This is a genomic window from Micromonospora sediminicola (assembly GCF_900089585.1).
In the GTDB taxonomy this organism is placed as follows: Bacteria; Actinomycetota; Actinomycetes; order Mycobacteriales; family Micromonosporaceae; genus Micromonospora; species Micromonospora sediminicola.
The window spans coordinates 3,320,191-3,332,945 of sequence record NZ_FLRH01000003.1 but is presented as its reverse complement, the minus strand read 5'-3'; the positions used below and the strand labels follow the sequence as shown (position 1 = coordinate 3,332,945).

Below are 12,755 nucleotides of genomic sequence, written 5' to 3'. Positions count from 1 at the left end.
GTCCGGAGCGGAAGTTCCGGAAAGTCGTCAGTGGACCGAGCCCGAGGAGTCGCCGATGTCGACCGAGATCGCCCCCCTGCCCGCCGTCACCCGGTCGATCCGCAACCCGGTCCTCACCGGGTTCCACCCGGATCCCTCGATCCTGCGCGTGGGCGACGACTACTACCTGGCCACCTCGACCTTCGAGTGGTACCCGGGGGTCGGGATCCACCACTCCCGCGACCTGGTGCACTGGCGTCCCCTCGGCGGGATCGTCACCGAGCGCCGGCTGCTGGACCTGCGGGGCTGCGGGGACTCCAACGGGGTGTGGGCGCCGGACCTGACCTGGCACGACGGGTTGTTCCACCTCGTCTACAGCGACGTCGCCAGCTTCGCCAGCGGCTACTGGGACCCGCAGAACTACCTGACCACCGCCCCGGACATCGGCGGGCCCTGGTCGGACCCGGTGAAGCTGCACGCGCACGGCTTCGACGCGGCGCTGTTCCACGACACCGACGGCAGCACCTGGCTGCTGAGCCTGAGCGCGGACTGGCGACCGGGCCGGGACCGCTTCGGCGGGATCGAGATCCAGCGCTACGACCGCGAGCGAGGACGGCTGGTCGGCGAGGCGCGCATCATCTTCCACGGCACCTCGGCCGGGCTGACCGAGGGTCCGCACCTCTACCGGCGCGACGGCTGGTACTGGCTGGTCACGGCCGAGGGCGGGACCAGTTGGGAGCACCAGGTCACGGTCGCCCGCTCCCGCCACCTGTTCGGCCCGTACCTGGCCGACCCGAGGGGGCCGCTGCTCACCTCCGCCGGCCGGCCGGACCTGCGGCTGCAGAAGGCGGGCCACGGGTGCCTGGTCGAGACGCAGCAGGGTGACTGGTACCTCGCCCACCTGGTGGCCCGCCCCTACTCCCCGCTGGGCAACTGCGTCCTCGGGCGGGAGACCGCGATCCAGCGGGTCGACTGGCCGGACGGGCAGTGGCCGACCGTGCCCGGTCGCGTGCCGGCCGACACCGTCGCGGCGCCGGACCTGCCCGCGCATCCCTGGCCGGAGGAGCCGGCCACCGACCACTTCGACGGGCCCACGCTGTCCGCCCGCTGGTCGACGCTGCGCCGCCCGGCCGGCGAGGACTGGCTGGACCTGTCGGCGCGCCCGTCGCACCTGCGGCTGCACGGCGGGCAGTCCCCGGTGGGCCGGCAGACGCCGAGCCTGGTCGCCCGCCGGGTCGGCGCCGAGCGGTGCGTGCTGGAGACCGTCGTCGAGTTCGACCCGGCCGACCACCGGCAGCTGGCCGGCGTCACCGCGTACTACAACACGACCAACTGGCATCACCTCTACCTCACCCGGGCCGACGACGGCCGCCGGGTGCTCGAGCTGCTGAGCTGCGACCGGGGCCGGCGGACCGCGTATCCGGAACTCACCGTGGACGCCGGCGACGGCGCGCGGGTCGGGCTGCGGGCGCGGTTCGACGGGCCGGTGGTCCGCTTCGGGTACGACCTGGGCGACGGCTGGCGGGACCTGCCGGTCGACCTGGACGCGACGATCCTCTCCGACGAGCACGCCGCCCTGGTCGTCGACGGCGAGCCGGCCGCCTGGGGCTTCACCGGCGCGTTCCTCGGCCTCTGGGTGCAGGACCTCGGGGGCGACGGCGGGTACGCCGACTTCGACCACGCCACCTACCGGCAGGAGTGAGCGTCCCGGAGGGACGGTTGACGACCGACATCGACGTCCGTAGTGTTCCGGATCACTTTCGGAAGTATCCCGGAAGTTTCGGAACCGTCCCTCCGGAAGGAACGACCATGAAGCTGAGACGCTGGATCGTCGCCGGCGCGGTCGCCGTGGCCACCGTCGCCGCCCTCAACGTCGCCCCCGCCACCGCCGGCCGCCCGTACGATCCGGCCGCGCAGAGCCTGCGCGCGCTGGCCCAGCGGCACGGCCTGTACATCGGCACCGCGGTGGACATGGACGCGCTCGCCGACCCCGCCGACCCGCGCTACCGCGAGCTGGCCGGGTCCGAGTTCTCCACCGTCACCGCCGAGAACGCGATGAAGTGGGAGAGCCTGGAGCCGACCCGGGGAACCTACAACTGGGCACCGGCCGACCAGCTGGTCGACTTCGCCCGCCAGCACGGCCAGCGGGTCCGCGGCCACGTGCTGGTCTGGCACAACCAGCTGCCGGCCTGGCTCACCGAGGGGGTCACGGACGGCTCGATCGACAAGGCCGAGCTGCGCCGGATCCTGCGCGACCACATCACCGCGGTGGTGCGCCACTTCAAGGGCCGGATCTGGCAGTGGGACGTGGTGAACGAGGCGGTCAGCGACCCCTGGGACACCCCCTCCACGCTGCACTACAAGGGCTTCTGGGCGGAGAACCTCGGTCCCGGCTACATCGCTGACGCCTTCCGCTGGGCCCGAGCCGCCGACCCGAAGGCGCTGCTGTTCTACAACGACTACAACATCGAGGCGTTCGGCTCCGGCAACCCGGCCGACGACAAGACGCAGTTCGTCTACGAGATGGCCCGTGACCTGCGCGCCCGTGGGGTGCCGATCGACGGGGTCGGCAGCCAGGGACACCTGGGCACCCAGTACGGCAACTACGACACCCTCCAGGTCGCCGCAGCGCTGCGCAGGTTCGCCGGCCTGGGACTGGCCACCGCGTTCACCGAGGTCGACGTGCGCAGCCAGCTCACCGCCGGGGTCCAGGCGGGTGACTCCGCCGAGATCAACCCACGGTTGCAGGCGTCCGCGGCGAACTTCAGCACGTTGCTGCGGGCCTGCCTGGCCGAGCGGCACTGCCTGTCGTTCACGCTCTGGGGCTTCACCGACCGGCACTCCTGGGTGCCGGACTGGTTCGAGAACCCGCCGGAGGGGCTGGCCACCGCGTACGACGAGAACTACCGGCCCAAGCGCGCGTACCAGGAGATGAAGGCCGACCTCATCTTCTCCGGCCCGCCGTTCGTGCTGCCGCGCGTCCCGCAGCAGCCGCGCCGGTAGCGCGTCCCGACCGTCGCGGCGGGGCCGATCCTCCGGCGGGCCCCGCCGCGACCTTCCGGAAATCGTTGACGTTGTTGCGGCCCGATGCGGACAATGACGGTCGCGAATGGAGCCCTCCCGCGCGGAGCGGCCTCCGACCGACTCACGGTGGCGGGGAACGCACCCCGGCACGCGCGGCCCCGGGCAGCCGCGCCGCGCCGGCGCCGTGGCGGGCAAGTCGTCGGAGCGGGCTCCTCATCCACCACCCGTGAGAAAGGCTTCGTGATGGACAAGGTGCTCGCCCGCGGCAGCGGGAGCCCGACCGCCCGATACCGGCCGCGTGCCGCCCTGCTGTCGGCCGCCGTCGGCGCCGCGCTGGTCGCGGCCACGGTCGCGGTGGCGACCAGCGCCAGCGCCGGGACCACCCTGGGCGCGGCGGCGGCGGAACAGGGCCGCTACTTCGGCACCGCGGTGGCCGCGAACAAGCTGTCGGACGCCACGTACGTCGGCATCCTGAACCGCGAGTTCAACATGGTCACCCCCGAGAACGAGATGAAGTGGGACGCCACCGAGCCGTCCCAGGGCCAGTTCACCTACACCAACGCCGACCGGATCGTCGCCCACGCCCAGGCCAACGGCATGCGGGTACGCGGCCACGCGCTGGCCTGGCACCAGCAGCAGCCCGGCTGGGCGCAGAACCTGTCCGGCAGCGCGCTGCGTCAGGCGATGGTCAACCACATCACCCAGGTCGCCACCCACTACAAGGGCAAGATCTACGCCTGGGACGTGGTCAACGAGGCGTTCGACGACGGCAGCGGCGGCCGCCGCGACTCCAACCTCCAGCGCACCGGCAACGACTGGATCGAGGTGGCGTTCCGCACCGCGCGCGCCGCCGACCCGGGCGCCAAGCTCTGCTACAACGACTACAACACCGACAACTGGAACTGGGCCAAGACCCAGGGCGTCTACAACCTGGTCAAGGACTTCAAGGCCCGGGGCGTGCCGATCGACTGCGTCGGCCTGCAGTCGCACTTCAACAGCGGCTCGCCGTACCCGAGCAACTACCGCACCACGTTGCAGAACTTCGCCGCCCTCGGCGTCGACGTGCAGATCACCGAACTCGACATCGAGGGTTCGGGCAGTGCCCAGGCCACCACGTACGCCAACGTGGTCAAGGACTGCCTGGCCGTGTCGCGGTGCACCGGCATCACCGTCTGGGGGATCCGGGACAGCGACTCCTGGCGGGCCAGCGGCACCCCGCTGCTCTTCGACGGCAACGGCAACAAGAAGGCGGCCTACACCGCCGCGCTCGACGCGCTCAACGCCGGCGGCACGACGCCGCCGACCACGACGCCGCCGACCACCACGCCCCCGACCACGACTCCGCCGACGACCACGCCGCCCACCACCACCGCGCCGCCCTCGACTCCCCCGCCCACCGGCGGCGGGTGCACCGCGTCGCTCACCACGAACCAGTGGCCCGGCGGCTTCGTCACCACCGTCCGCGTCACCGCCGGCGCGGGCGCGCTCAACGGGTGGACGGTGACGCTCACCGTGCCGTCGGGCTCGGCGGTCACCAACACGTGGAGCGCCCAGGCCAGCGGCGCCAGTGGCGCGGTGACGTTCCGCAACGTCGCCTACAACGGCCAGGTCGGTGCCGGCGGCAGCACCGAGTTCGGTTTCCAGGGGACCGGCACGGCCCCCTCCGGCACGCCCACCTGCGCGGCGGGCTGACCGAGGTGGCCCGGCGCGGGGAGGCCGCGCCGGGCCACGCCGTCGTGTTCAGGCCGCGCGGCGCCGGCCGAGTTCCGACTCCAGGCGTCCGATCAGCGTCTTGCGGGCCTTGCCCCCGCGTTCCCGGCGCAGCGCCGCGTTCAGCTGACGCGTGTCGAGGCCCCGCACGATTTTGACCGCCTCGGCCACCGGCAGCTCGTTCACCTGCTCCGCCGCCGTCGCGTCCCGGCGGGCCCGCTTCGCCGGGCCGGTGTTCGACACGTACTGCCGGCCGGAGCGCGACGCCCGCCGCTTGCGGGTGTCGGTCGCCTGGCGTTCCTTCTCCGACAGCTCTTCCCAGGCCTGTTTCGGCAGGTAACGGCGGGTTTCGCCGTCCTTGCGCGCGCGGGTGTCCCCCGACCGGGTCTGCCACTGCTCGCCGCCCCAGCGTTGCAGCGAGCGCTGCCGCTCGTCCCTCGGTCCCTCGAAGCCCCCACCGCGCTTCTTGTACTCGTTCGTCAGCAGCTGCGACTTGCGGGCGGACCACTGCCCCGGCCGCCCACCCTTGTCGGAGGCCTTGATCTCCTCCTTGAGCCGTTCCCGCAGCTCGGGCCTGGTGTACTTCGCCATGCCCGGGCGTTACCCGCGCCGGGCGCGACCATGCCGGGTCAGCCGGCCGCGGAGCGGTAGGTGAGGTCCAGGGTGTCGACCCGGCCGGACCAGTCCAGTCGCAGGTGCCAGCACCCGGGCGCCGGGAGGTCGAGGATGGACGGTCCGGGCCCGCCGGCCACCTCCCGCGTGACCCGGGTGGCGGTGCCGTCCCGGGTCGCGGTGATCACCAGGGTGGCGGACGTCGCCGGGTCGGTCGCGCCCGGCGCGGGGCGCGCCACCCAGAGGACCTTGTTGGCCGGCCCGTCGCCGCGGCCGTGGGTGAGCGGATGCCCGAACAGGACCGCGACGATGTCACCCCGGGCGCCGAGCACGTGCGGCACCCGGGTGTCGCCGCTGAAGCCGGCGTCCGCCCACTCCGGCAGCGGGCCGGTGTCCAGCCGCGAGGGGCAGCCCGTCGACGCGGCGGAGGCGACGTCGGACGGAGGCGGGTCCGGCGGCCCCGCGGTCGTGCAGCCGGCCAGCACCACCACCGACACCACCAGGACCCGGCCCGGACGCGACATCGCGTACCCCCGATCGACGACGAACCTCGCCAGCAGGACACCGGCCGCGCCCGGAAGGTTCCCGCCTCAGCCCAGCGAGCCCGCGATCCCGATCGCCTCGTCCCGCCCGAGGTCGCCCTCCAGCCGGTAGCTCACCCCGGCGTGCTGCCAGATCAGCGTCGCGGCGGACAGGCGCGCGGTGGCCACCCGCACCGTCCCGCCCCGGTCCACGTACGCGAGCGCGTGCGGGCCGCCGACCCAGATCGCGAAGTCGCCGCGCACCTGGGTGAACGTGACGTCCGCCCCGGCCGCCTGCTTGTGGAACACGGGGTCGAGCGCGCCGTCGAAGGCGTCCAGCCGCAGCGCGCCGCCCCGCCAGAGCAGGCTCGCGACCCGGTGGCCGCCGGCGTCGTCCGGGTCGGCCACCAGCACCCGCTCCGGTGCGCCGAGCCGGGCCGGCACCCGGATCGGGAAGCGGACCTGCCGTTGGGCCTCGACCAGCGCGACCGGGCGCTGCCCCGGCAGCGGCGACGGGGCGCCGTCGGGGGGCGGTGGCGTGGACGACGTGTCGACGACCACGCCGGCGAAGCGCAGCAGCCCGGCCACCGCGTCGGCCAGGGCGGCCCGGCCCGGCGGCAGCGCCACCACGAGCAGGACGGCGAGCGCGGCGGCCACCCGGTACCGCCACCGGCGTCGCGGCGCCGGCTCGGCGAGGCGGGCGCGGACCCGGGCGGTCACGTCCGGCGAGCCGGCCGGCTCCAGCCACGCGGCCAGGTCGCGCAGCTCCCGCTCCAGGTCATCCACGGCGCACCACCTCGCGGTCGAGCAGGCCGCGCAGCTTCGCCAGCGCCCGGTGGGTCCGCGACTTCACCGTGCCCCGGGGAAGCCCCAGCACGGTCACGGTCTCCTCCTCGCCGAGGTCGAGCAGGTAGCGGCAGACGATCACCTCGCGGTCGCGCGCCGGCAGGCGGCGCAGCGCGTCCACCAGCGCGGCCCGTCGCTCGGCGGCGAGCACCGCGTCGAGGCCGTCGTCGGTGGTGGCGTCCGTCGTCGGGCCGGCCGTCGCCGCGCGCAGCGTCAGCCCGTGCCGCCGGGTACGCGACCGGTGCAGGTTCCGGCTCTCGTTCGCCACGATGGCCAGCAGCCACGACCGGAACGACGCCTCGCCCCGGTAGCGGGACAGCTTCCGGTACGCCTTCACGAACGCCTCCTGGACCACGTCCTCGGCGTCCGGACCGGCACCGAGCAGCAGCGCGGTCCGGTACGCGGACGCGGTGTGCCGGGCGACCAGGAGGTCGTACGCCTCCCGGTCACCGGCGCGTACGCGGGTGACGATGTCGTCGTCGTCCAGGGCGACCTCCACCTCGGTCCACCTTCATGACACCGCGCCCGCCGCCCGGGTTCCACGGAGTTTGACCGGTGGCCGTGGCGGAAAGAGTGGCGGGATGAGCTGGGCCAGGAGAGCCGTACCCGCCGCCGTCGCCGCCGTGGCCGCGATCGCCGCGCGCGACCTGCTGCAACGTGACCACGCGCTGCGGCGCAACTTCCCCGTCCTCGGGCACGCCCGCTACCTGATCGAGTCGATCGGGCCGGAGCTGCGCCAGTACGTCGTGGCCGGCAACGACGAGGAACGGCCGTTCACCCGCGACCAGCGGCGCTGGGTGTACGCCTCGGCGAAGCAGGAGAACAACTACTTCGGGTTCGGCACCGACAACGACATCGAGCACACGGCCGGCTATCCGATCATCAAGCACCGGACGTTCGGCCGGGCGGTGCCACCGTCGGCTCCGGGCGCCGGGCACGACGTGACGTTGCCCTGCGCCAAGGTGCTGGGTGCGGCGCGCGGCCGGCCGGGCGCCTTCCGTCCGGAGTCGGTGGTCAACATCTCCGGAATGAGTTTCGGCTCGCTCTCCGGCAACGCGGTGGAGGCGCTCAACCGGGGCGCCGCGCTGGCCGGCTGCCTGCAGAACACCGGCGAGGGTGGGCTGTCGCCCCACCACCGCAAGGGCGGCGAGCTGGTCTTCCAGCTGGGCACCGCCTACTTCGGGTGCCGGGACGAACGCGGCCGGTTCAGCCTGGACCGGCTCAAGGACCTGGTCGCCGGCGCGCCGGTGCGGGCGCTGGAGATCAAGCTCAGCCAGGGCGCGAAGCCCAGCCTCGGCGGCCTGCTGCCGGCGGCGAAGGTCTCCGCCGAGATCGCCGCCACCCGGGGCATCCCCCAGGGCCAGGACTGCGTCAGCCCGTCCCGGCACGCCGAGTTCTCCGACTGCGACAGCCTGCTGGACTGGGTGGAGCTGCTCGCCGCCGAGACCGGCCTGCCGGTGGGCATCAAGTCCGCCGTCGGTGACCTGGGCTTCTGGGAGGAGCTGGCCACGCTGATGCGGGACACCGGCCGGGGCGTGGACTTCGTGACCGTCGACGGCGGCGAGGGCGGCACCGGCGCCGCCCCGCTGATCTTCAGCGACTCGGTCTCGTTGCCGTTCCAGCAGGGCTTCTCCCGGGTCTACCGGACCTTCGCCGAGCGCGACCTGCACGAGCAGGTGGTGTTCGTCGGCGCCGGCAAGCTCGGCCTGCCGGACAACGCGGTGGTGGCGTTCGCGCTCGGCGCCGACATGGTCAACGTCGGCCGGGAGGCCATGCTGGCGATCGGCTGCATCCAGGCGCAGAAGTGCCACACCGACACCTGTCCCACCGGCGTCGCCACCCAGAACGCCTGGCTGGCGCGAGGGCTGGACCCGGCCCGCAAGTCGGTGCGGGCCGCCAACTACATCCGTACGCTGCGTCGCGACCTGGTCAAGGTCGCGGAGGCGTGCGGCGTCGAGCATCCCGGGCTGATCGGCACCGACGCCGTCGAGATCCTGGACGGCCGCACCGCCTCCACCCCGCTGGATCAGGTGTACGGCTACCGGCCGGAGTGGGGGCTGCCGTCGGCGGCCGACCGGGCGGAGATCGTTCGGCTGATGACCGCCGAGGGGCCGCGCGGCGGCAGCGCACCCCCCTCCCCCACCGCCGTCGGGTGAGCGGGCGCGAGGTCAGAGCACGCCCGTGAGCCGCCCCCGCCAGTCGCCCAGGATCGCGCCCGGATCGGTGTCCAGCACCCGCTCCAGCAGCGTGGCGTAGACGTCCCGGAAGTCGGTGGTGTGCTTCAGGTCGCCGTCGTCGAGGTCGGTCAGGCTGGGCGGCTCGCCGTACAGGCCGCCGTCGACCGGCGCGCCGAGCAGCAGCACGTTCGAGGCGGTGCCGTGGTCGGTGCCGTCGGAGGCGTTGGCCCGTACCCGGCGGCCGAACTCCGAGTAGACCGCCACCACCACCTTTCGCCCGGCCTCGGTGCGGGCCATCCGGTCGGCGAAGCGGGTCAGGGCGCCGTCGAGCTGCCCGAGGAGCACCTGCTGGAGTTGCTTCTCGTCGGCGTGGGTGTCGAAGCCGCCGAGCGAGACGGAGAACACCCGCGTGGTCACGTTGGCCTCGACGCACCGGGCGACCAGGTCGAGCTGCGCGTCCAGGGAGGCCCGGGCGCCACCGGTGGCGGTGGCCGGCGCGGTCTCCCCGTCGTCCTCGGCCTCCTCCCCCGCCGGCGTGGCACGCACCTGAGCGACCATCGCGTCCACCGCGCGCAGGTCGGCGAAGCAGGCCGCGGCGCGGGCCCGGGCGGGCGAGTCGTCCGGCGCGGCGGCGGCGAGCGCGGTGAGCGTCTCCGCGCCGAGTTGCGGGGCGGTCTCCCGGTCCGTCACCGGCACCGACGCCCCGGCCCCGCGTTCCCCGGCCAGCAGGGGCGGCAGGGCGGGCTCGAACGAGACCGCGAGCCGGGGATCGCCGCCGGCCCGGTCCAGCCAGCGGCCGAGCCAGCCGGTGGTGCCGGGCCGGTCGGGCTGGGCGGTCTGCCAGATGTCCATGGACCGGAAGTGACTGCGGTCGGCCTTCGGGTAGCCGACGCCCCGCACCACGGCGAGCCGGCCCGTGCCGTACGCGCGGTGCAGGCCGGCAAGCGCCGGGTTGAGTCCGAAGCCGTCGTCGAGCCGCAGCACGTCCTCGGCGGCGTACGCCAGATCGGGTCGCGCGTCCCGGTAGGCGGGGTCGGCGTACGGGACGACCGTGTTCAGGCCGTCGTTGCCGCCGTACAACGTCACCAGGACCAGCGTGCGGGCCTCGGGATCCCGGTCGCCGGCGGTGGCGAGCAGGTCGTTCAGGCGGTACGCGGCGGCGCCGCCGGCCAGGGCGGTCGCACCGACCACACCGCTGGCCACCAGGAACCGCCGTCGGGTCAGGACGTCCACGGATCGCTCCTCTCAACTGACCGCGTACTCGGGGCTGACCAGACCGGCCACCAGCAGCCGGCGCGGTTGTCCGGCCAGCGGGACCAGGGCGGACCGGGTGCGGTCGCTCCACCGGTCGACCACCAGCAGGCGGGCCATCGCCTCGGGCCGACCGGCCGGCGGCGCGGCGGTGAGCCGGGCCAGCACCGCCGGGTCGGCGACGGCGGTCAGGTGGTCGGCCACCCGGAGCCGGGCCTGCAGGGACGACGTGGTCAGCCACGCCGTCCCGGCCGGCCAGCCGCCGACGCTCGGCGGACGCAGCGGCACCTGGTCCAGGGCGTTCAGTCCGGTCAGGAGCCGACGCCGCCCCGCCTCGGGCAGCGCCGACGGCCGGACACCGAGCTGCCGGGCCGCGCCGACCAACCACTCGACGGGCTGCTTGACCAGCGTGTCCCGGGTCTGCGCGAACGCCGGGGCGGTGAAGATCCGGCGCAGGGTGCCGACGGTGTCCGGGCCGGCGAGGTCCGCCGGCGCCGGCACCTGCGCGCCGGCGTAGCGGAACCACAGCCGGCCGGCCACGAACCGGGCGGTCTCCGGGCGGCCGGCGAGCAGCGCGGCGTACGAGCCGGCGTCGAAGGCGGCACTGCGGCCGAGGATCGTCTTGCGGCCCGGGTCGTGCCGACGGGGCACGAAGCGGGCGACCCCGGTCCGCCGGTCCACCGTCCAGCCGGTGAGCGCCCGCGCGCCCTCCTTCACGTCGGTCTCGTCGTAGCCTCCGCCGATGCCGAGCGTGAACAGCTCCATCAGTTCCCGGGCCAGGTTCTCGTTCGGCGCCCGCCGGGTGTTCTGCTGCCCGTCGAGCCAGAGGATCAACGCCGGGTCACGCACCATGGCGTCCACCAGCGGGGCCAGCGGTCCGCGACCGAGCCGGCGCAGCGTCTCGAGCTGGCGCAGCATCAGCGGCGCCGAGCGCACCTTCTGCACGCTGGTCGCCCAGTGCCCGTGCCAGAAGAACAGCAGCTTCTCGTCGCACTGGTGCTCGGCGGCGACCATCCGCGCCAGCCACCAGTCGGTGAGCGCGGTCGCCTGTTCGCGGCGCCGGCGGTTGGCCTGCTGACGCTGCTCGCGCGTGGCTGACTTGTCGAGCGCCGCCGCCGGGTCCGGGCCGAGCTCGGGTGGCGGGGTCGCCGCCGCGCCCCGGTCCGCTCCGGCGGGGTCGAGCAGCCGGTCGAGGGTGGCGGCGAAGCCGGCCCGTTCGGCGGCGTCCACCTCGTCGGCGGTCGGCCCGAACGTCGCCCGCCGCAGCAGGTGTGCCACCGCTTCCCGTTCCGTCATGTGCGCCGACGCTAGCCGGGGCATGTTCGAGGACGGTAAGGGCGCCGTGCGGGTCGCGTGCGGAGAGGGCTGTCACCGGTGCGGCGTACAGTCCGCCGCATGGCTGTGGACACCAGGCCGGCGGCGCGCGCCGGCCGCCTCCGGCTGCTCCCGCTGGCGCTGATGTTCCTCAGCGTCGGCCTGTCCGTCGCCGTGGTGCTGCCGTTCCTGTCGCTGTTCCTCGACAGCGAGGTCGGCGCGGATCCGCTGCGGGTGACCGTGTTCCTGGTCGTCGCGCCGCTGTCCGGCGTCGCGGTCTCCACGCTGGTCGGCCGCCTGTCGGACCGGCGGCCGATCCGTCGCCGGCTGCTCGTCGGCGCGGCGCTGGCCGGGATGGTGGGCGCCGGCCTGACCGCGGTCGTGCGGGACTACTGGGTCCTGCTGGGGCTGACCGCGACCGCCGTCGCGTTGGCCAACTCGCTGTTCCCGCAGTCGTTCGCCTACGCCCGCCAGCTCCTCGACCGGGACAGTCCGGGCCGGGCCGCCCTGGGCATCAGCGTGCTGCGTACCGTGTTCTCGCTGGCCTGGGTGGCCGGCCCGGCGTTGGCCGCGGTCCTGCTCTCCGTCGGCGGTTTCCGGCTGGTCTACGGCGTCGCGGCCGGCCTGTACGCGGCGGCGGCGTTGCTGGCCGCGTTCCGGTTGGAGGAGCTGCCCGTCCCGGCCCGACCGGCGGCCGACATTCCCGGCGTCGAGGCGCCCGGCGCGTCGCGGTGGCGGCTGGTGTTCACCGTGGTCGCCTTCGTCCTGGTGCAGTGCCCGATGACGCTCGGTGTGCAGGCGATGCCGCTGTTCATCGGCCGGGACCTGGGCGGCGAGCCGGCCGACGCGGGGCTCGTGCTGGGCCTGTGCGCGGCGTTGGAGATCCCGCTGATGCTCGGGTTGGGCGTGTTGACCGCGCGGGTCCGGCTGCGGACGCTGATCCTGCTCGGCGCCGGTTGCGGCGTCGCCTACTACGCGGTCGCCGCCGCGGCACCGACCGTCGCGGTGCTGCTGCTGGCGCAGCCGGTCAACGCGATGTTCATCGCCGCGGTGTCGGGCGTCGCCATCACCTACGTGCAGGATCTGCTGCCGGGTCAACCCGGTCGGGCGACCACGCTGTTCACCAACTCGTTCCCGATCGGCGCCATGCTCGCCGGTCCGCTGCTCGGGATCTCGGCGCAGGTCGGCTACCGCTGGGCGTACGGGATGAGCACGGCGTTGTGCGCCGGCGGCCTGCTGGTCCTGCTGCTGACCCGACCCCGTCCGCCGGCACGGGCGTGACGGTTCCCCGCCGGGACGGCCCGGCGTCGGGCCCGGCCGG

At 74.3% G+C, this 12,755-nt stretch carries 11 protein-coding genes; 5 read left to right on the top strand and 6 right to left on the bottom strand.

The window, feature by feature from the left end; all coding sequences use genetic code 11:
- Window positions 1-55: 55 nt before the first annotated feature.
- From GA0070622_RS15875 to GA0070622_RS15865, 3 genes are all read left to right on the top strand, one after another.
- On the top strand, window positions 56-1,681 hold the full coding sequence (locus GA0070622_RS15875) for a glycoside hydrolase family 43 protein (RefSeq protein WP_091574012.1): 1,626 nt from the start codon (window positions 56-58) through the stop codon (window positions 1,679-1,681).
- Window positions 1,682-1,788: 107 nt separating this feature from the next.
- Window positions 1,789-2,982: an endo-1,4-beta-xylanase gene (locus GA0070622_RS15870; RefSeq protein ID WP_091574011.1), complete on the top strand. Its 1,194-nt coding sequence runs from the start codon at window positions 1,789-1,791 to the stop codon at window positions 2,980-2,982.
- Between the two features lie 264 nt (window positions 2,983-3,246).
- Window positions 3,247-4,695, top strand: a complete 1,449-nt coding sequence (locus tag GA0070622_RS15865) for a glycoside hydrolase family 10 protein (protein ID WP_091574010.1) — start codon at window positions 3,247-3,249, stop codon at window positions 4,693-4,695.
- Between the two features lie 48 nt (window positions 4,696-4,743).
- Here the strand turns inward: GA0070622_RS15865 and GA0070622_RS15860 are convergent, their stop codons facing one another.
- The 4 genes from GA0070622_RS15860 to GA0070622_RS15845 form a co-directional block, all read right to left on the bottom strand.
- A complete protein-coding gene (locus tag GA0070622_RS15860) occupies window positions 4,744-5,304 on the bottom strand; it encodes a DUF5872 domain-containing protein (protein ID WP_091574009.1) in 561 nt (186 codons plus the stop codon).
- 38 nt (window positions 5,305-5,342) lie between these two features.
- Window positions 5,343-5,849, bottom strand: a complete 507-nt coding sequence (locus tag GA0070622_RS15855; protein ID WP_091574008.1) for a hypothetical protein — start codon at window positions 5,847-5,849, stop codon at window positions 5,343-5,345.
- A gap of 66 nt (window positions 5,850-5,915) precedes the next feature.
- Window positions 5,916-6,632, bottom strand: coding sequence for a hypothetical protein (locus GA0070622_RS15850; RefSeq protein WP_091574007.1), 717 nt, complete (start codon window positions 6,630-6,632; stop codon window positions 5,916-5,918).
- A complete protein-coding gene (locus GA0070622_RS15845; protein ID WP_245666338.1) occupies window positions 6,625-7,191 on the bottom strand; it encodes an RNA polymerase sigma factor in 567 nt (188 codons plus the stop codon). Before GA0070622_RS15845 ends, GA0070622_RS15850 begins: the two co-directional genes overlap by 8 nt.
- 82 nt (window positions 7,192-7,273) lie before the next feature.
- Between GA0070622_RS15845 and GA0070622_RS15840 the strand changes: the two genes are divergently transcribed.
- Complete coding sequence (locus GA0070622_RS15840; protein WP_091574006.1) at window positions 7,274-8,848, top strand: FMN-binding glutamate synthase family protein; 1,575 nt, start codon at window positions 7,274-7,276, stop codon at window positions 8,846-8,848.
- Window positions 8,849-8,860: 12 nt separating this feature from the next.
- Here the strand turns inward: GA0070622_RS15840 and GA0070622_RS15835 are convergent, their stop codons facing one another.
- Both GA0070622_RS15835 and GA0070622_RS15830 read right to left on the bottom strand, forming a co-directional pair.
- Complete coding sequence (locus GA0070622_RS15835; protein WP_091574005.1) at window positions 8,861-10,102, bottom strand: DUF1501 domain-containing protein; 1,242 nt, start codon at window positions 10,100-10,102, stop codon at window positions 8,861-8,863.
- A 12-nt stretch (window positions 10,103-10,114) separates the two neighbouring features.
- Window positions 10,115-11,416 carry a DUF1800 domain-containing protein gene (locus tag GA0070622_RS15830; RefSeq protein WP_091574004.1) on the bottom strand — a complete coding sequence of 434 codons (1,302 nt, stop codon included), beginning with the start codon at window positions 11,414-11,416 and terminating at the stop codon, window positions 10,115-10,117.
- A gap of 99 nt (window positions 11,417-11,515) precedes the next feature.
- On the opposite strand from GA0070622_RS15830, the gene GA0070622_RS15825 reads away from it, so the two are divergent.
- Window positions 11,516-12,715, top strand: a complete 1,200-nt coding sequence (locus GA0070622_RS15825; protein WP_091574003.1) for a sugar efflux transporter — start codon at window positions 11,516-11,518, stop codon at window positions 12,713-12,715.
- Window positions 12,716-12,755: the final 40 nt, after the last annotated feature.